13 protein-coding genes are annotated in these 18618 nt (G+C 67.2%); 6 read left to right on the top strand and 7 right to left on the bottom strand.

From position 1 onward, the window contains the following. Window positions 1–3 precede the first annotated feature (3 nt). The 4 genes from ACQP1T_RS00280 to aroQ form a co-directional block, all read right to left on the bottom strand. A complete protein-coding gene (locus ACQP1T_RS00280; RefSeq protein WP_433757928.1) occupies window positions 4–903 on the bottom strand; it encodes a cutinase family protein in 900 nt (299 codons plus the stop codon). A 366-nt stretch (window positions 904–1269) separates the two neighbouring features. Further along, window positions 1270–2739, bottom strand: coding sequence for a glutamate synthase subunit beta (locus ACQP1T_RS00275; RefSeq protein WP_433757927.1), 1470 nt, complete (start codon window positions 2737–2739; stop codon window positions 1270–1272). Window positions 2740–2858: 119 nt separating this feature from the next. Then, window positions 2859–7511 (bottom strand): glutamate synthase large subunit, encoded by a 4653-nt coding sequence (gene gltB, locus ACQP1T_RS00270; RefSeq protein WP_433757926.1) that lies wholly within the window; start codon window positions 7509–7511, stop codon window positions 2859–2861. Between the two features lie 765 nt (window positions 7512–8276). Then, complete coding sequence (aroQ, locus tag ACQP1T_RS00265) at window positions 8277–8831, bottom strand: gamma subclass chorismate mutase AroQ (protein WP_433757925.1); 555 nt, start codon at window positions 8829–8831, stop codon at window positions 8277–8279. Window positions 8832–9079: 248 nt separating this feature from the next. Here aroQ and ACQP1T_RS00260 point away from each other — a divergent pair, with 248 nt between their 5' ends. Then, window positions 9080–10855: a DUF4407 domain-containing protein gene (locus ACQP1T_RS00260; RefSeq protein WP_433757924.1), complete on the top strand. Its 1776-nt coding sequence runs from the start codon at window positions 9080–9082 to the stop codon at window positions 10853–10855. Window positions 10856–10858: 3 nt separating this feature from the next. Here the strand turns inward: ACQP1T_RS00260 and ACQP1T_RS00255 are convergent, their stop codons facing one another. Both ACQP1T_RS00255 and ACQP1T_RS00250 read right to left on the bottom strand, forming a co-directional pair. Beyond that, complete coding sequence (locus ACQP1T_RS00255; protein ID WP_433757923.1) at window positions 10859–11245, bottom strand: hypothetical protein; 387 nt, start codon at window positions 11243–11245, stop codon at window positions 10859–10861. Window positions 11246–11321: 76 nt separating this feature from the next. After that, the gene (locus tag ACQP1T_RS00250) at window positions 11322–12851 is read right to left on the bottom strand and encodes an MFS transporter (RefSeq protein ID WP_433762548.1); all 1530 of its coding nucleotides are present in this window, start codon (window positions 12849–12851) and stop codon (window positions 11322–11324) included. 88 nt (window positions 12852–12939) lie between these two features. Between ACQP1T_RS00250 and ACQP1T_RS00245 the strand changes: the two genes are divergently transcribed. The 5 genes from ACQP1T_RS00245 to ACQP1T_RS00225 all read left to right on the top strand — a co-directional run bounded on the left by ACQP1T_RS00245 (window position 12940) and on the right by ACQP1T_RS00225 (window position 17734). Continuing rightward, on the top strand, window positions 12940–13485 hold the full coding sequence (locus ACQP1T_RS00245; protein ID WP_433757922.1) for a TetR/AcrR family transcriptional regulator: 546 nt from the start codon (window positions 12940–12942) through the stop codon (window positions 13483–13485). A 105-nt stretch (window positions 13486–13590) separates the two neighbouring features. After that, window positions 13591–14412 (top strand): hypothetical protein, encoded by an 822-nt coding sequence (locus ACQP1T_RS00240; RefSeq protein WP_433757921.1) that lies wholly within the window; start codon window positions 13591–13593, stop codon window positions 14410–14412. Continuing rightward, window positions 14409–15455: a DUF4129 domain-containing protein gene (locus tag ACQP1T_RS00235; RefSeq protein ID WP_433757920.1), complete on the top strand. Its 1047-nt coding sequence runs from the start codon at window positions 14409–14411 to the stop codon at window positions 15453–15455. The genes ACQP1T_RS00240 and ACQP1T_RS00235 overlap by 4 nt, the downstream gene beginning before the upstream one ends. Beyond that, a complete protein-coding gene (locus tag ACQP1T_RS00230; protein ID WP_433757919.1) occupies window positions 15452–16435 on the top strand; it encodes an AAA family ATPase in 984 nt (327 codons plus the stop codon). Before ACQP1T_RS00235 ends, ACQP1T_RS00230 begins: the two co-directional genes overlap by 4 nt. Window positions 16436–16438: 3 nt before the next feature. Beyond that, window positions 16439–17734, top strand: coding sequence for a DUF58 domain-containing protein (locus ACQP1T_RS00225; RefSeq protein ID WP_433757918.1), 1296 nt, complete (start codon window positions 16439–16441; stop codon window positions 17732–17734). 49 nt (window positions 17735–17783) lie between these two features. On the opposite strand, the gene ACQP1T_RS00220 is transcribed toward ACQP1T_RS00225, so the two are convergent. Next, the gene (locus ACQP1T_RS00220; protein ID WP_433757917.1) at window positions 17784–18590 is read right to left on the bottom strand and encodes an RDD family protein; all 807 of its coding nucleotides are present in this window, start codon (window positions 18588–18590) and stop codon (window positions 17784–17786) included. Window positions 18591–18618 lie beyond the last annotated feature (28 nt).

Genomic DNA, 18618 nt, shown 5'->3' with positions numbered 1-18618 from the left:
GAATCAGGCCATGCCCGCGATCCAGTTGTGCATCCAGGAGATGGCGGTCTGCCCGCCGCCCACCGGGTAGCTGCCGTAGAGCGTATGCGCGTGCGAGTTGTAGAACCGCTCCAGATCCTTCGCCCGCTGCTGGTTGGCGGATTCGGTGAGCTGGGACTGCAGCGTCGGGATGCCGCCCAGGCTCATCAGGTCGTTCATGATGGCGCCCGCCTCGAGCTGGTAGCGCCAGAGGTTGGCCGGATTCGCCTCGGAGGTCTGCGCGAGGAAACCGGCGAACCGGGTCACGAAGTCGTCGGGGGCAGTTGCGCAGTAGAGGTCGTCGAGCGCGCAGATGGTGCGGGTGCGATCGCTGAGCCAGCCGAAGCCGCCGACCCGAGCGCCACCGGCGCCCGCGCCCGGCGCGACCGGTCCGACCTGAATGTCGGTGGGCGAGCGGCGCGGATCGGAGATCAGTCCGACTCCCGCGATCCGGTCGGCCGGAATCGGGCTGAGGCCGGTACCGATTTCGGCGGCGAGGTCGCCCGCCGCATCCGCACCCTGGCTGTAGCCGACGAGCGCGATCTTGGTGCCGCCGCAGCGCTGCACCATATCGGTGGCAAGGCCGCGGGCGCGATCGGTCGCTTCCTTCTTGGACGCGCCGTAGACATCGCCTTCCCACGGGAACGCGGTCGCGGCATACGTCACGTAGTCGACGTCCACCGACCGGCCCAGGTTATTGGTGACGCCGGACAGCATGCCGGGCTGCGGCGTCTTATCCTTGCCGGTCTCCCAAGTGCCGGGAACCGCAACCACATACAGGCTCGGGCAGCCCGGGTCGGCCGTTACCGAACCGCTACCAAGGACCACGCCGGATGCAACAGCCGCGCACGCACCGATGGCGGCGGCAACCTTCTTCAACCGCATACTGCTCCAGTTCAAAACATCGCCCCTTGCGAGAGCAAGCACCGACAGTTGTTTTAACCGTGCTGACCTCGGCGGATGTCGGTCCAGTGCATACCGGGTCACCCACCGGTACGACATGCACGTCACAACCCACATCCCAAGATCACGCACCACGCCGCAGATCACAATAAGGCAACGCCTCGAGCTACGCCATTCGAACCCGTGACCGTGTCCGATTCCCGTCGCCGGGTATGCCGAAAACGGTTCCGCTCAGCGACCTTCCGCGCGCGGCCGAGTTCGAATACGTACAGGGGCAAAAGCCCGGCACAAATAAAGGCGCCTGTGGACCGAAATCCACAGGCGCCCTTCCGCTCCGGTAAGAGAGGTCTAGCGTTGCGCGACCGCCGTCGGCGCAATCGGCGCGGGCAGTGCGGTCTCGCCCTCGAGGAACTTGTCGGCCGCCGAGGCGGCGGCGCGACCCTCCGCGATGGCCCAGACGATCAGCGACTGGCCGCGGCCCATATCACCGGCGACGAAGACGCCGGGGACATTGGTCGACCAGTTCTTATCGCGCTGGACATTGCCGCGCTGGTCGTAGCCGACGCCGAGACCTTCGAGCAGGCCCGGCTTCTCGGGTCCGGTGAAGCCCATGGCGAGCAGCACCAGATCGGCCTCGAGGGTGAAGTCGGTGCCCTCGACCTTCTCGAAGCGGCCGTTGACCATCTTGACCTCGTGCGCCTCGAGCGCGCTGACCTTGCCGTCCTTGCCGACGAACCGCTCGGTGTTCACCGAGAACACGCGTTCGCCGCCCTCCTCGTGCGCCGAGGAGACCCGGTACATGAGCGGGTAGGTCGGCCACGGGGTGGAAGAGGCGCGCTCCTCCGGCGGTCGCGGCATGATCTCGAACTGGTGGATGCTGGCCGCGCCCTGACGGTGCGAGGTACCGAGGCAGTCCGCACCGGTGTCACCGCCACCGATGATGACGACCTTCTTGTCCTTCGCGTGGATCGGCGGCAGACCGTTCTCGTCGGTGACATCGTCGCCGAGCTGCACCCGGTTGGCCCAGGGCAGGAATTCCATCGCCTGGTGGATGCCGTCCAGATCCCGGCCCGGGATCGGCAGGTCACGCGCCAGGGTGGCGCCACCGGCCAGCACGATCGCGTCGTACCGCTCACGCAGCTGCGCCGCGGTGATGTCGACACCGACGTTCACCCCGGTCTTGAAGACGGTGCCTTCGGCCTCCATCTGCGCCAGACGGCGGTCGATGAAGCGCTTCTCCATCTTGAATTCCGGAATGCCGTAGCGCAGCAGGCCGCCGATGCGGTCGGCGCGCTCGAAGACGGTCACGGTATGACCGGCCCTGGTCAGCTGCTGTGCGGCGGCCAGACCGGCCGGGCCGGAACCGACCACGGCGACCTTCTTGCCGGTCAGGCGGGTCGGGTAGACCGGGGTCACCCAACCCTCGTCGAAGGCATTCTCGATGAGCTCGACCTCGACCTGCTTGATCGTCACCGGATCCTGGTTGATGCCGAGCACACAGGAGGCCTCGCACGGCGCCGGGCACAGCCGCCCGGTGAACTCCGGGAAGTTGTTGGTCGCGTGCAGCCGGTCGATGCCCTCACGCCACTGGCCCCTGTAGACCAGGTCGTTCCACTCCGGGATGAGGTTGCCCAGCGGACAGCCGTTGTGACAGAACGGAATACCGCAGTCCATGCACCGGCTGGCCTGGGTCTGCAGGGTCTGATGCGGGAAACCCTGCTCGTAGACCTCTTTCCAGTCCATCAGGCGCAGCGGAACCGGACGACGCGTCGGCAGTTCCCGTTTGGTGTGCTTCAGAAATCCTTGCGGGTCAGCCACGTGCAGCCCCCGAATAGTCACAGCGCCTCGTCGACATCATCTTTAGAACTCTCTGGTCAGCCACGTGCCGCCTTGAATGGTTACAGCGCCTCGTCGACATCATCTTTAGAACTCTCTGGTCAGCCACGTGCCGCCTCCATAATCGCCTCATCGACATCCGTGCCGTTCTTCTCGGCTTCGGAAATCGCGAGCAGAACCTTCTTGTATTCGCGCGGCATAACCTTCACGAAGTGGTTCACCTGCTGCGACCAGTCGCTCAGAATGCGTTCGGCGACAGCCGAACCCGTCTGATCGCGGTGCTCGGTGATGATGTCGCGCAGCCAGGTGAAGTCGTCACCGGCGAGCTGCTCGACCGCATCGGCCTGCTCCGGGTTGAGCCTTGCCTCGAAGGTGCCGTTCGGGTCGTATACGAAGGCGACACCGCCGGACATACCGGCGCCGAAGTTGCGGCCGGTCTCACCGAGGATGACCACCCGACCACCGGTCATGTACTCACAGCCGTGGTCACCGACGCCCTCGACCACCGCGGTGGCGCCGGAGTTGCGCACGGCGAACCGCTCGCCGACCACACCGCTGATGAAGGCCTGGCCGCTGGTGGCGCCGAACAGGATCACGTTGCCCGCGATGATGTTCTGCTCCGCGACGAATTCGGCCGGTGCGTTGAGCGACGGGCGCACGATGATGTGGCCGCCGGAAAGCCCCTTGCCCACATAGTCGTTCGCGTCGCCCTGCACGCGCAGCGTGATGCCCGCGGGCACGAATGCGCCGAAGCTGTTGCCCGCGGAACCGGTGAAGGTGATGTCGATGGTGTCGTCGGGCAGGCCCGCGCCACCGTAGAGCTTGGTCACCTCATGGCCGAGCATGGTGCCGACGGTGCGGTTCACATTCGTGATCTTGGTTTCGAACTTCACCGCCTGACCGCGCTCGAGCGCATCGGCGCTCTGCGCGATCAACTGCACGTCCAGCGCCCGGTCCAGGCCGTGGTCCTGGGTCTTGGTGCAGTACCGGTCCTGGCGCATGAATGCCGTCTCGACATCGTCGAGGATCGGCGACAGGTCCAGCTTGCTGGCCTTCCAGTGCTCCTTGGCCTGGGAGGTGTCGAGCATGTCGACCCGGCCGATGGCCTCGTCCAGGGTACGGAAGCCCAACTCCGCCAACAGTTCCCGGACCTCTTCGGCGACGAACAGCATGAAGTTCTCGACGAATTCCGGCTTGCCGGTGAAGCGTTCGCGCAGCACCGGATTCTGCGTCGCGACACCGACGGGGCAGGTGTCGAGGTGGCAGACCCGCATCATGATGCAGCCCGAGACGACCAGCGGCGCGGTGGCGAAACCGAATTCCTCGGCGCCGAGCAGCGCGGCGATCATTACGTCGCGGCCGGTCTTCATCTGTCCGTCGACCTGCACGACGATGCGATCGCGAAGTCCGTTGAGCAGCAACGTCTGCTGGGTCTCGGCCAGGCCGAGCTCCCAGGGACCGCCCGCATGCTTGAGCGAGGTCAGCGGCGAGGCGCCGGTACCACCGTCGTGGCCGGAGATCAGCACCACGTCCGCGTGCGCCTTCGACACACCCGCGGCGACCGTGCCGACACCCGGCTCCGCAACAAGTTTCACGTGAATCCGTGCCTGCGGGTTCGCGTTCTTCAGGTCGTGGATCAGCTGCGCCAGATCCTCGATCGAGTAGATGTCGTGATGCGGCGGCGGCGAGATCAGGCCGACGCCAGGCGTCGAGTGCCGCACCTCGGCGACCCACGGGTACACCTTGTGCGCGGGCAGCTGACCGCCCTCACCCGGCTTGGCGCCCTGGGCCATCTTGATCTGGATATCGGTGCAGTTGGTCAGGTAGTGCGCGGTGACACCGAAGCGACCCGAGGCGACCTGCTTGATCGCCGAACGCCGCCAGTCACCGTTCTCCTCGACCTCGAAGCGGGCCGGATGTTCACCGCCCTCACCGGAATTCGAGCGACCACCGAGGCGGTTCATCGCGATCGCGAGGGTCTCGTGCGCCTCGGAGGAAATCGAGCCATAGCTCATCGCACCGGTGGAGAACCGCTTGACGATGGCGCTGGCCGGTTCGACCTCGTCGATCGAAATCGGCTTGCGCTCACCGGTCTTGAACTTGAACAGACCGCGCAGCGAGGCCAAACGCTCGGACTGGTCGTCGACCAGCTTGGTGTACTCCTTGAAGATCGAGTACTGACCACTGCGGGTGGCGTGCTGCAGCTTGAAGACGGTGTCCGGGTTGAACAGGTGGTATTCACCCTCGCGCCGCCACTGGTATTCACCGCCCACCTCGAGTTCGCGGTGCGCGCGCTCGTTGCGGTTCTCCAGGAATGCCACGGTGTGCCTGGCCGCCACATCGGCGGCGATCTCGTCCAGACCGATGCCGTCCAGATGCGAACGCAGACCGGTGAAGTACTCGTCCACCAGCTCCTGCGAAAGGCCGATGACCTGGAACAGCTGCGCACCGGTGTAGGAGGCGATGGTGGAGATGCCCATCTTGGACATCACCTTCAGCACGCCCTTACTCGCGGCCTTGTTGTAGTTCGCGACCGCCTTGCGGTAGTCGGCGGCCAGATCGCCGGTGCTGCCCGGCATCTGGAGTCCGCCGCGCTCGAGCAGATCCTCGATGGTCTCGAAGGCCATGTACGGGTTGATCGCGGCCGCGCCGAAGCCGACCAGCATGGCCATGTGGTGCACCTCGCGGGCGTCACCGGCCTCGACGACAAGGCCGACCATCGTCCGGGTCCGTTCCCGCACGAGGTGGTGGTGCACGGACGCGGTCAGCAGCAGCGACGGAATCGGCGCCAGCTTCTCATTGGACTCGCGGTCGGACAGCACGATGATCCGCGCACCGCCCTCGATGGCGGCCGAGACCTGGGTGTTGATGGCCTCGAGCGCCTTGCGCAGGCCCTTGCCACCCTTCTTCACCGGATACAGACCATGCACGACCACCGAGCGCAGCTCCGGATGCGAGCCATCGTCGTTGATGTGGATGAGCTTGGCCAGCTCGTCGTTGTCCAGGATCGGCTGCGGGATGGTGATCTGGTGACAGGACTCCGGTCCCGGATGCAGCAGATCGGCCTCCGGGCCGAGGGCCCGGCGCAGGCTGGTCACAACTTCTTCCCGGATCGCGTCCAACGGCGGGTTGGTCACCTGCGCGAACAGCTGGGAGAAGTAGTCGAAGAGCAGGCGGGGGCGCGAGGACAGCACCGCGATCGGGGTGTCGGTGCCCATCGAGCCGAGCGCCTCACCGCCGGTCTTGGCCATCGGCGAGATCAGCAGGTTCAGTTCTTCATTGGTGTATCCGAAGATCTGCTGGCGGATCAGCACCCGATCGTGCGACATGTGCACATGCGGACGGTCGGGCAGATCGGCCAGCTTGGTGACACCGGCGTCGAGCCATTCCTGGTACGGGTGCTCGGCGGCCAGCTGGCTCTTGAGCTCCTCGTCGCCGACGATGCGGCCCTGCGAGGTGTCGACCAGGAACATGCGACCCGGCTGCAGCCGAACCTTCTTGATCACCTTGGCCGGATCGATATCGAGGACGCCGACCTCGGAAGCCATGACGACCAGACCGTCATCGGTGACCCAGACGCGGCTGGGCCGCAGGCCGTTGCGGTCGAGCACGGCGCCGACCACGGTGCCGTCGGAGAAGCACACCGATGCCGGGCCGTCCCACGGCTCCATCAGCATCGAGTGGTAGCGGTAGAACGCCCGCCGCTGCGGGTCCATGGTCTCGTTGCGTTCCCAGGCCTCGGGAATCATCATCAGCACCGCGTGCGGCAAGCTGCGGCCGCCGAGGTGCAGCAGTTCCAGCACCTCGTCGAAGCGGGCGGTATCGCTGGCCCCCGGGGTACAGACGGGGAAGATCTTCTTCAGGCGGTTGTTGCCCGCCTCGTCGATGCCGAAGACATCCGAGCGCAGCAGCGCCTCGCGGGCGCGCATCCAGTTCTCGTTACCGGTGACGGTGTTGATCTCACCGTTGTGCGCGACCCGGCGGAACGGATGCGCCAGCGGCCACGACGGGAAAGTGTTGGTGGAGAACCGGGAGTGCACGATGCCGAGCGCGGATTCCACCCGGCTGTCCTGCAGGTCCAGGTAGAACGCGCGCAGCTGCGGCGTGGTGAACATGCCCTTGTAGACGAAGGTCTGACCGGACAGGCTCGGGAAGTACACCGACTCCTTGCCGACCGCGCCCTCGCCCGCGCCGGCCTTGCCCAGTTCGTGCTCGACGCGCTTGCGCACGACGTAGGCCCGACGCTCCAGATCCATGCCCGAGAGCTGTTCGGCCGAACCCTTCGGCGAGCCGATGAAGATCTGACGGAAGGTCGGCATGGCGTCGCGGGCCAGCGCACCGAGGGTGGACTCGTCGGTGGGCACCTCGCGCCAGCCGAGCACGGCCAGGCCCTCGGATTCGACGATGCGCTCCAGGCCGTAGGCGGCCTTGGTCGCCTCGCGGCGCGCCTGCGGCAGGAAGGCGATACCGGTGGCGTAGGAGCCCTCCGGCGGCAACTCGAAATCGACCACGGCGCGGAAGAACCGGTCCGGAATCTGGATCAGGATGCCCGCGCCGTCACCACTATTGGGTTCGGCACCTGCGGCACCACGGTGCTCCAGGTTCAACAGAGCCGTAATAGCCTTGTCGACGATGTCGCGGCTGCGGCGGCCGTGCATGTCGACGACGAATGCGACACCGCAGGCGTCGTGCTCGTTCGCCGGGTCATAGAGCCCGATGGGTCCGGGGGACCTGTGGCCAGGAAGTTGCGTCATGCCTCTGCCTTCAAGAAAGTCGGCCTCGATGAATCGGCCTATGGGAAAGGGGCCTTTCGTCGATTGCCTCCGTCAAGACTGCGCCTGTACGTTGCGAAACCAGCCGCGCTGATGGTCTTCTTCGTGCAGTCACGTCTCCAGTTGTCCACCCGCTGCGATGACGTAGGGGTGCTCGTCGGTAACGGAACGCTTACGTGTTCCTTACCTCCGCACGGGTGCGCGCCCGCTACGCTTGGGCACCGGATTTCCGAGCCCCGAGCGGGCGCTATTGCCGAACCTTGTTGTGTTCGGCGTAAGAGCAAACGATAAGTCAGGTCCTGGGCCCAACCAACTCAGGCCATGCTAATAACCGGGTCTAGCTGGGCTTCTTCAATCGGTCCTCCACGTGTGCGCGTTGTCCAGTGTAAAGCAGCGAACGCGGTGCGATCGATCCCCTTGGCACCGGGTGCCAACCAGCGAGAACGGGCGCCCATGGCCCGCGCCACACCACACCCCGCACCCCGAGAACCGGCGCTCACCTGCATCGAAGTGGATTTCCCTGCACGCGTCGAGGCAAACCCGATTCGCGGTGGCTAACTGATCAGCGGGCTGGATGAGAGATTTCCGACAGGGGTGTGACAAGCACACCATCCGATCCGACCGTCCGGACTCTTTTGCCCGATGTGGGATTCAGCACATTTCCAGCAATCGAGTTCGAGTGGTTTACGACACATTTACGTGCGGCGACACGCGGTGCCGGATGCTTGCGGCTTGCAGCACACCCGACTAGGGGCCGCACAGCGCGGTGGCGGCGCGGACCAGAGCTGCCTGATGCAGCGCGTCACGGCCGGAGCCGAGCACCCCGAAAACGGGCGATACCAGGCGCTCGACACAGTTCGGACCGGTGAGCTCGGCGCGGCGCAGTGCGAGTTGGTCGACGATTTCGACGTTCACCCGATCGATCACCGGGCGCACGGACGCCAGATCGGGCGGCGTGCTCGGCACCACGGCCGGATCGAAGCGCCAGCGGGTGACCAGGCCGCGCTGGACGATTTTGTTGGCCTCGATCTGGCCGTAGAACACCTGGTGGATCCAGCTTTCCGGAAGCCCGCGGTCGGCCCCGAGGCGCGCCATCGCGTCGTAGACCTGCGCCTCGCGGGCCGGATCGTCGATCGAGGGTTCGCCGCCGTTCTGCGCGGCGGTCGCCCACTTCGCCGCGGCGACGGCATCGGCGGTATCCAGGCGTTCGGTCACCAGCGCGACGATGCGGTCCAAGCCGGGATCGTCGTCGAGTGTTTGCGCATGGCTATCGGGGGCGGCCATCAACAGGGTCGCCGCCATACACACCAAAACCCGTGCCGAGCCTCGGAAAAACACTCGCAACACCCCGCTCCCGTCCGGTCATCCATGCCAGATTAAGGGTGAGCGGGGGCACAAGTCCGGCAGCGCTACCGAATTCTGTGAGGCTGACCACATCCCCGGCTCCGTGCTCGGTGTGTCGCGCTCGCGCCTGTCACGCTGTGACAACGAATCTGTGACAGTTTCGCGGCCAGCGACTTTGACTTGGGATGTAGAGGATGTGGGATCCCATGACAATCACCGGCTTGTTCACCTGGCTCGGCGGAGGTCTCGGGCGCGAGCAGGGTGGGACCGAACTCTACTACCCGCATGAGCGCGCGGATTATGCCGTCAGCGGCGCCGTTGTACTGCTTTTCGCGGCGGTGGCCGGGATCGTCGGCACGGTCGCACTTGCCACGGCCGATGCCATGCCGCTGTTGGCGATCGTGTTCGTCGCGGTGGTCGTCGCACTGCTGGCCGGTGCGGTGGCCAGGGGCTTGGTGGCCGCACGACCCGCCGGTGGTTCGGATCGCCGCGGCCTCGCCGGACGCATCGCGGTCGCGGTGGTGGCCGGAGTACTGGTCGCGGAACTCGCCTCGACGGTGCTCTTCGGCGGCACCATCGATCGGCTGCTCGATGAAAAGGCCCAGCGTGCGGTCGATTCCGCACCCGCGGTGGTCACCGCGCGCAGCGAGCTCGAGCGCGCGAAGGCCGATCGCGGCGCACTGGATCAGTCGATCACCAAGGCGCAGGCCGATATCGACCACGCGCTGGTGATCGCGCGCTGCGAATACAACCCGACACCGGAATGCCCGCAGACCAGAATCACCGGCGTACCCGGTCGCGGCCCCGAATCGCAGACCGCCAACGCGATGCTCGACGACGCGCGCAAGCAGTTGGCCGCGGCGCAGGATCGGGTGGCCGGAGCGGATCAGCGGATCACCGATGACCAGAAGGCCCTCGACACAGCCGGTTCCGCCGCCTTCGCCGCGGCCGATCGCGGCCTCGGCGCGCGCTGGCTCGCCATGAACGACTACACCACCACAGCGGCGGGCGCATTCCTGCTGCGAGTGCTGACCATCGGCACCTTCGTCCTGCTCGCGCTGCTGCCGCTGATCCTGCGGTGGTGGCGCGGCGAGACCTCGCTGGATCGGCGACTGGCCTTCCACACCGTGCAGGACCGCGCCGAACGCAGCGCCGATGCCGCCATCGCGGTCAAACGCGCCGAGGTGCGGGTCGAGGCCGAAAATCTGCGCGCCGAACAACAATTGACCGCCGCCCGACTGGCCGTCGAGGCCGATACCGCCATCGATCGGGAGCGTCAGCGCACCCGGATCATCGCCGCCATCGGCGGGTTGGAAATCGGCGTCACGGAACCGGGAGGACGTGGCGAACTTCCGGCCGGAACGGCTGGCGATCGAGAGGACAGCTCCGTGTCTCATGAGGTGACCCCCAATCTTCCGGCCACCGTGAGTGCGGGCGCGCTCGCATCGACCGGCGGTGCTGGCGCGCTGGTGCCGCATACCGCCTCGGCCGCACCCGTCGCACCGAAGAGCGGTGGCCTGGAACTTCCGCTGATCGGCACCGTGCCCTTCTCCGATACCGCGGCCCGCTTCATCCGCCCGCTGGTGCCCACGTTCGTCGCCAATGCGATCGACACCGCCACCCACCCCCTGCGCACCGCGCGTCAGGCCTTCGAAGAGGTCGAGGAGATCACCTTCACCCTTCGCCGCACCCGCAAGGTGACCGTCGACTCCCAGGACTCGCACGCCCAGGCCATCGGCCAGCACGCCCAGCCCGGCTACCAATTGCCCGGTACCCCGGATTCCTGGCACGCCCAGCGCGTCGCGGCCACCGTCGTCGACGCCGACTACACCCAGGACCCCCGCTACTCAGCCCTTCCCCCGGCCGCCACACCCCAGAGCTACGGTCTCCCCCGAGCCGAGCGGCACGACGAACTCTCCGCCCACCACCGCAACGAACTCCCCGGCCACCGCGGCCCACGCGAACTGCCACCCGCCAACTGACGATCACCGGCGCCGATCGTGGTCGACGAGGTCGAAGGGTGCGGCGGCCTGCTCAACTAGTTCGAGGGCGGCGCCGCGCTCGCCGTCTTCGGCACACCGGCCCCGCTCGGCGACGCGGCGGGCACCGCCCTGGCCTGTGCCCGCGCCATCCGAAACCGCTCGACCGCCAAGGCCTCCGATTTCACCGCAGCTATCGGCGTCGTCGCGGGCCGTGTCGTCGCGGGCAATGTCGGTGCGCACCGACGCTACGAATTCACCGTCATCGGCGATGCGGTCAACGAAACCGCCCGCCTCTGCGAACTGGCCGAAACCGATCCGAACCGTCTGCTCACCTCGGCATCCGCCGTCGCCGCCGCCGATCCATCCGCGCTGTGTCTTGCCTGACCCCATAGTCGCAGGCGCGTGCCGGCGACCACGCCGTTCGCCGCGACCTCGGTGAATCGGGAATACCGTCGGCTGCAATGAATTATGCGCGTGCCATCCGCAACCGGAAGGCCACTACAGCGGCAATCAGCAGCACAACCGCCGTGCCGATCGCGGCCATGTGAACCCCCGACACGAAGGCCTCGTGCACCGAGATCAGGAACCCATCCGCCACCGGTTCCGGCAGCTGACGAGCGAATTCGGTTGCACCACCGAGGGATTCCGACGCCGCCTCGCTCTGCGCACTCGGCACCTGGGACAGATCGAGCCCACCCCGGAATACCGCCATGGTCACGCTGCCGAGGACCGCGACGCCGAGTGCGATACCGGTCTCGTAGGCGGTCTCCGAAACCGCCGCTGCCGCGCCGGCCCGCTCCGCAGGAGCCGAACTCACCACCAGATCCGACGAAACCGTCAGCGCCACACCGACTCCCGCCCCGATGAAGAGGAATCCGAGAATGAACGGCACCGTACTGGTCGCCGCGTCCGGAGTCAGCCACAGGAACAGCGCCGCACCGACCGCGGCGAGCACCAGGGCACCACCGAGCACCAGTCCGGGACGCAGCACCCGAACCAACCACGCCGCCGCTAGCGAGGCGAATACGCTGGCCGCGAGACCGGGCAGCAGCAGCAACCCGGCCCGCATCGGCGAATGCCCCAGCACCAATTGCAGATACTGCGAACCGGAGAACAGCACGCCCGCCAGCGCGAAGACCGCGAGCAGATTGGTGAGCACCGCGGTGCGGAACCTGGGCAATGCGAACAGCTTCAGATCGAGCATCGGATCCGCGAGACCGCGCTGTCTGCGCACGAACAGCACACCCGCGATCACGCCGATCGCACCGATCACCAAGAGCCGCAAGCTGATACCGTGCGCCGCGGACTCCTTGACCGCATACACCACCGGCACCAGGGCCAGCATGGACAGCACCGCACTCGCCAGATCGAAGCGACCGGGCTCCGGATCACGGGATTCCGGAACGAGCACCGGCCCCGCCGCGAGCAGCACCAGCATCACCGGCAGATTCACCAGGAATACCGAACCCCACCAGTAATGCTCGAGCAGCCAGCCACCGAGCAGCGGACCGGCCGCCGCACCGCCACCGGCCATCGCGGCCCAGACCGAAATGGCAACGGTGCGCTGTCGCGGATCCAGGAACATCGACCGGATCAGACCCAGCGTCGCGGGCATCAGGGTCGCACCGGCGAGACCCTGCAGCACGCGCGCGGCGATCAGCATCTCCGGGTTGACCGACCAGGCGGCGAGCACCGAGGCGAGACCGAATCCGACAGAACCGATCAGCAGCAACCTGCGCCGTCCGATCCGGTCACCCAGATTGCCCATCACGACGAGGAGTCCGGCCAGTACGAACGAGTACACGTCGATGATCCAGAGCAGCTGCGGCGTGCTCGGCGCCAGCTCCGCGCTGATCGCGGGCACCGCCAGGTCGAGCACGGTCGCGTCGACGGCGAGCAGCAGTAGGGCCAATGCCAGCACCACCAGCCCGGCCCAATCACGTGCCGTGGCACGCGGCGGCACGAGTCCGGTGCCCTTCTCGATCTCTGCGGTCATCGCCTTCTCGACTTCCATCGTTCGGTCTTATTACCGTCCAGACGGTACAGTAAAGTGACCTTACCGTCCAGCCGGTATAGTCAACGAAGTGACGGCAAACACCCGCGACCGGATCCTGGACGCACTCGAGACCCTGCTGCTGGAAAAGGGCATGTCCCAGGTGACCCTGGAGAATGTGGCCGCGACCGCCGGGGTTTCCAAGGGTGGCCTGCTCTACCACTTCAAGAGCAAGGACGCTCTGCTCGCTGGCCTGGTGCGCCGACTGAGCGAACGCGCCGAACAACAACTCGGCGCCGCCGTCGCCAAGGGCACATCCGTGGCCGAGTGGTACCTGCAGACCCCGAATCCGAACGATGCCGCGGACGCGCTCGAATTGGCGCTCTACCGTTCGATGGTCGCGGCCATGCGCACCATCGATGCCAAGTCCGGCACCGAAACCGATGAGGTGCAGCAGGCGCTGTCGGACCTGATGGACAGCTGGTCCGAAGGCCTCGACACCGCCATCGACGATCCGGTGCGGGCGGACATCATCCGTCTGGTCGGCGACGGTGTCTACTTGCGCGCGCTGCTCGGCTTCCCGCCGGTCGACCCGACCCGGTACCGGAAAGTCGTGGACCGACTGCTCGAGCGCTGATCCCCAGTATGTTGTGCCCAGCCTGACGAGACACCGACGGCTAGACTCGGCCTGGTGTTACCAGCCGCCGAGCCGGCCGGTGCCGTCGGGGCGGGGAACGATCCGGTGCCAACCTCCCCTGGAACGACGGTGCCGATCCGCCCACTGAGCTTCCGCGAACTGCTCGACGAGCCGTTCGCGCTGATCCAGGCGAACGTCGTCGTGCTGGCCTGCACGACCGCGATCGCACTCGTTCTCGCCGAAGTGCTGGTCGTCGCGGTCACCGGCGCAATCTCCTCGCTGACCGACGGCTCCGACGCGGGCACCGCATGGGCGGCCATCCTCGCGACGGCGACCGCGGCCTGGTTGCTTCGATTCCTGCTGCGCGGCATGACGATCGCGCTCGGACTCGCGACGGTCGCCGGATCCCCGATCGGCTGGCGCACCGCGCTCGGCCGGGTGGGTGCGGTCGCCGGCCCGCTGCTGGCCTTCCACGTGCTGTTCACGCTGGTCGGCATCGGTGTGCTGATCGTCGGCAGCCTGCTGATCATCAGCTATCCATTCGCCTTGGTCTGGCTCGGCTATCTGCGGGCCGGACGGTTCGTCGCGGTACCGGTGATCTTCGTCGAACGGACCACCCATGCCGGTGCGGTCGCACGCTCGAAACTGCTCGTCCAGGGCGCACAATCGTCGATAACCGGATTGTGGTTCGCCGGCCGCGCACTGGTCGTCCTCGTCGCGGTGCCGCTGCTCGGCATTCCCTGGTACCTGTCGGATTTCACCGGCACCCATCGCTGGCAGATCATCGTCCTGCTGTCGACGTCGGCGCTGTTGATCATCGCCTTCGGCGAGGTAGTCGAATCGGCGACGCGGGTGGTCTCGTATGTGGATCGCCGGTGCCGTCGCGAGGGGCTCGATATCAGGGTCCCCGGGACGGATAAGCGATGACAGAACCCACGACGAACGAGCCAGCGGCCCCACTGCCACCCAGACTCGGACCCGCCGACGTCCACCGCGACGCCGCCGAAAACGCGGCGCTGCACCGGGATTTCGATACCGCGCTACGCGAGCGGTTCCGCGCGGTACTGCGTGGCCTCGAGCAGCGCGGCATGCTGGAGGTCCGCCGTTCCCGGACCGCGCGGGAAACCGCCGACGACGCGACCACCGCGCTGTCACTCGAGGATGCGAGCGAATTACATCCGGCCGCACACAGTTTCGACGAGGTCGTCTACGGCGGCCGTCGCGCCACCGAGGACGAATACCGGCGCCTGGAATATGCCGACCGCTACTCGCGCAGCGCCCCACCGCCCGCACCGGAGCCGGTCGAAGCGACGATCACCGAAAAAACCAAGACCCGCAGACAACTTCCGCCGCTGCCGGATCTGCTGCGCAACCCGAAATTCTGGGCCGCGCTGCTCGCCGCCATCGCGCTGGCCGTGCTGCTGTACGCGGTGCTGAATTCGTGTGCGGCGCCCGCGCCGCATAAGCCGACACCGCCGGATATTCCGCCGCCCAAACCGCCCGACCACCCGCCGGACGACAACCGCGACGACTCCGGCTTCGGCGCGGGCCAGGATTCCATTTTCGGCAGGCTGCCCGCGCCGGTCGCCTTCGGCGGCCTGCAATTCCTCATCGCGGCGGCGGTGCTGGTGTGGTGGCGGGCGCGTCGTCGTGGTGCGCTGGTCGGTGAACCGCGACCGGTCGAGGTGGCCGCGAACGAGCTGCTCGGCGGTCAGGCGGCACTCTATCGCCGATCGAAGGACTACGAACATGTCGCGGCCCGGCTGCGCGCCGCCACCTTGCGCCGCATCCGGCCGATGCTCGGCGTTGGCACCGATGTCACGCCGGACCGGCTTGTCGCGACCGTCGCCGCGCGGACCAGAGCCGATCCGACCATGCTCGGCGCGGCACTGTACGGACCGGTGCCCGACGCGAGCACCCTGCAACTCGTTGCCACACAACTCGAATGGATAGAGGCGGAGGTCGGATGACCAGCACGGACACCAACCACACCCCGACCGCCGAGGAGGCGGGCGCCGCATTCGCCGCGCTGCGCGCCGAGATCGGCAAGGCGGTGATCGGCAACGACAACGCGATCATGTACCTGGTGCTCGCCCTGCTCTGCCGCGGTCATGTGCTGCTGGAAGGCGTTCCCGGCGTGGCGAAGACGCTGCTGGTTCGTGCGCTGGCGACGGCGCTGGATCTCGACCACGCCAGGGTCCAGTTCACCCCCGACCTGATGCCGGGCGATGTGACCGGTTCGCAGATCTACGATCCACACACCACCGAATTCACCTTCCGGCACGGCCCGGTCTTCACCAATCTGCTGCTCGCCGACGAGATCAACCGCACTCCACCGAAAACCCAATCGGCGCTGCTGGAATCGATGGAGGAGCGTCAGGTCTCGGTGGACGGCAAGCCGCAGCCGCTGCCGGACCCGTTCGTCGTGGTCGCCACCCAGAATCCGATCGAACAGGAGGGCACCTACCCGCTGCCGGAGGCGCAGCTGGACCGGTTCCTGTTCAAGGTCGATATCCAATTGCCCGGCCGCGACGACGAATTCCGCATTCTGCAGCGGCATGCGGGCGGCTTCGATCCGCGTGATCTGACCGCCGCCGGGCTGCGTCCGGTCGCGGGTCCGGCGCATATCGCCGCGGCGCGGGCGGCGATCACCGGGGTCACCATCAGTCCGGAGGTGCTCGCGTACACGGTGGATATCTGCCGGGCCACCCGCAATTCCCCCGCGGTCCAGCACGGCGCGTCCACCCGCGGCGCGACCGCGCTGATGGCGGCCTCGCGCGCTTTCGCCTGGCTGAACGGGCGCGGGTTCGTGACGCCGGACGATGTGAAATCGGTTGCGGTCGCGGTACTTCGGCATCGGATGCATCTGCGGCCCGAGGCGGAGTTGGACGGTGTGACGACCGAGGGTGTCATGTCGTCGCTGCTGCTTTCGGTTCCGGTTCCGGTGTAGCTCGTGGTCGTTACCGGTCGGCTCGCCCTGACGGCGGCGCTGCTCGCGCTGTTCGTCGGCTTCGTCATGCCGTCGTGGCTCGGTGTCGTCCTCATGACGAGTGTGCTTGCCGCCCTTGCACTTTTCGACCTCGGCACGGTGGCGCGGGCCCGCGACCTGGCCCTGACCAGGGAATCGTTGACCGTGATCCGACTCGGCCGCAGCGCCGAGGTGGAACTCGGCGTGGTGAACAACGGAACCAGGACTGTGCGCGGACGACTGTGGGACGACTGGCCCGGCAGTGCCCGTGCCGAAGCCCGCACGCACCGATTGGATCTGCCACCGAACACCCGCATGCGAGTGCGAACCACACTGACCCCGACCTATCGCGGCGATCGGGTCGCCGGTCCGGTGACGGTGCGATTGTTCGGCGTGCTCGGCATGGCCGGATGGCAGAGCCGCCACACCGTGCCCGCGCGGGTCCGCGCACTGCCCGAATTCCGCAGCGAACGGCTGCTGCGTTCGAAAGTCAAACGGCTGCAACATCTCGAGGGCCGCAATGTCGCGAATATGCGCGGTCAGGGCACCGAATTCGATTCCTTCCGCGAATATGTCGCCGGTGACGATGTGCGGGCCATCGACTGGCGCGCCACCGCCCGCGCCACCGATGTGCTGGTGCGCACCTGGCGTCCGGAACGCAACCGGCACATGCTGATGGTGCTCGATACCGGCCGCATCAGTGCGGGCCGCGTCGGCACGGGTACCCGTTTGGACGCGAGCATCGAGGCCGCCCTGCTGCTCGGCGGATTGGCCGCGGCCGCAGGCGATTCGGTGGATCTGCTCGCCTACGACCGGCAGGTCCGCACCGAGGTCCGCGGGGTCGGCGGGCGCCGTCTGCAACTGAAGCTCATGCACGCCATGGCGGGCGTCACCCCCGCGCTGGTCGATACCGATAGCGCGGGACTGGTGCGCGCCGCCATCCAACGCGCCCGCCGCCGCAGCCTGGTGGTCTGGTTCACCAGTCTGGACGGGGCGGCCGTCGAAGAGAACCTGCTACCGGTCCTGCCGACCCTCGCCCAACGCCATCGCGTGCTGATCGTCTCGGTCACCGATCCCGACGTCGCCGCGGCCGCCACCAAACGCGATGCCCTCGCCGACCTCTACCCCGCTGCCGCCGCCGAATCTTTGCTCGCCGAACGCGCCCTGGTCCAGGAATCCCTGCGCCGCATGGGCATTGATGTGGTCGCGGCCTCCCCGGAGCGCCTCCCCGAAGCCCTTGCCGACGAGTACCTGGAGCTCAAACAGTCCGGCACTATGTGAGCCGGCCCAACTCGAGTCACCGCCGAATGACCGTGTTGCAGAGGGAGACTCAGCTCGCGCGGGCGATCGGCATCGGGCGCGGACCCGCCATCACCATCGGCGTGATGATCGGGGCGAGGGTGCGGCGCTGGCGCTCGGCGATGACCGCACCGAGGATCTGGACGGGTGGGTAGCCCGCGGGAACCGGGATCTGCAGGCGGTCACAGACGGCGATGAGCAGGGTGTGACCGAGGCTCGCCTGGGCGGCGGGGCTGAGGGTATTGATGCGAGACAGGTACTGGCGCACCGCGAGCGCGAGATCCTCGGTGATGCCGGACAGATCCAACTGTCCGGACCAGGACACCAGCCAGGGCGGTGCGACGGCAAGCAGCGGGAAGGGCACCTGGCGCTGGCCGTGCACGACAACGGTGCCCGCGAGCACATCGCCGACCCGGCGCGCATTCGGCGAGCACATCGAGGTGATCACCCCGACCGCACCGAATGCGCCCAGCATCCAGAAGTCGACGATCACACCCGCGAGACCACGGGTCAGGGCATGGCGGAAGTCGATCGGTCCGCCGTCGCCGCGCACCACCCGCAGCCCGAGCGCGAACTTGCCGACGGTTCGCCCGCGCATGAGGGTCTCGCAGACCACCGGATAGCCGACCAGCGTCCCGACGATCGTGGTGACAGCCGCCGCGCTGTACCACGCGGAGTCGGCACCGAAGTAGAGCAGCGCCGCGCCGAGGCCGAGCATCAGCATGCTGCCCAGCATGAATTGCACCAGCACGTCCAAGAGGAACGCGGTGGCCCTGGTCGGGATCCGCGCGATCGGCAGCTCGAGTGCGACCGCTTCGCCGGTGGTGAATTCAGCCATGTCGATAGCATTCTTCCGACCGGCGGTA

The sequence above is a fragment of the Nocardia sp. CA-135398 genome, from assembly GCF_050955845.1.
In the GTDB taxonomy this organism is placed as follows: domain Bacteria; phylum Actinomycetota; class Actinomycetes; order Mycobacteriales; family Mycobacteriaceae; genus Nocardia.
Note: the sequence above shows the minus strand (reverse complement) of the source record. Positions and strands in the feature narration are given on the sequence as shown.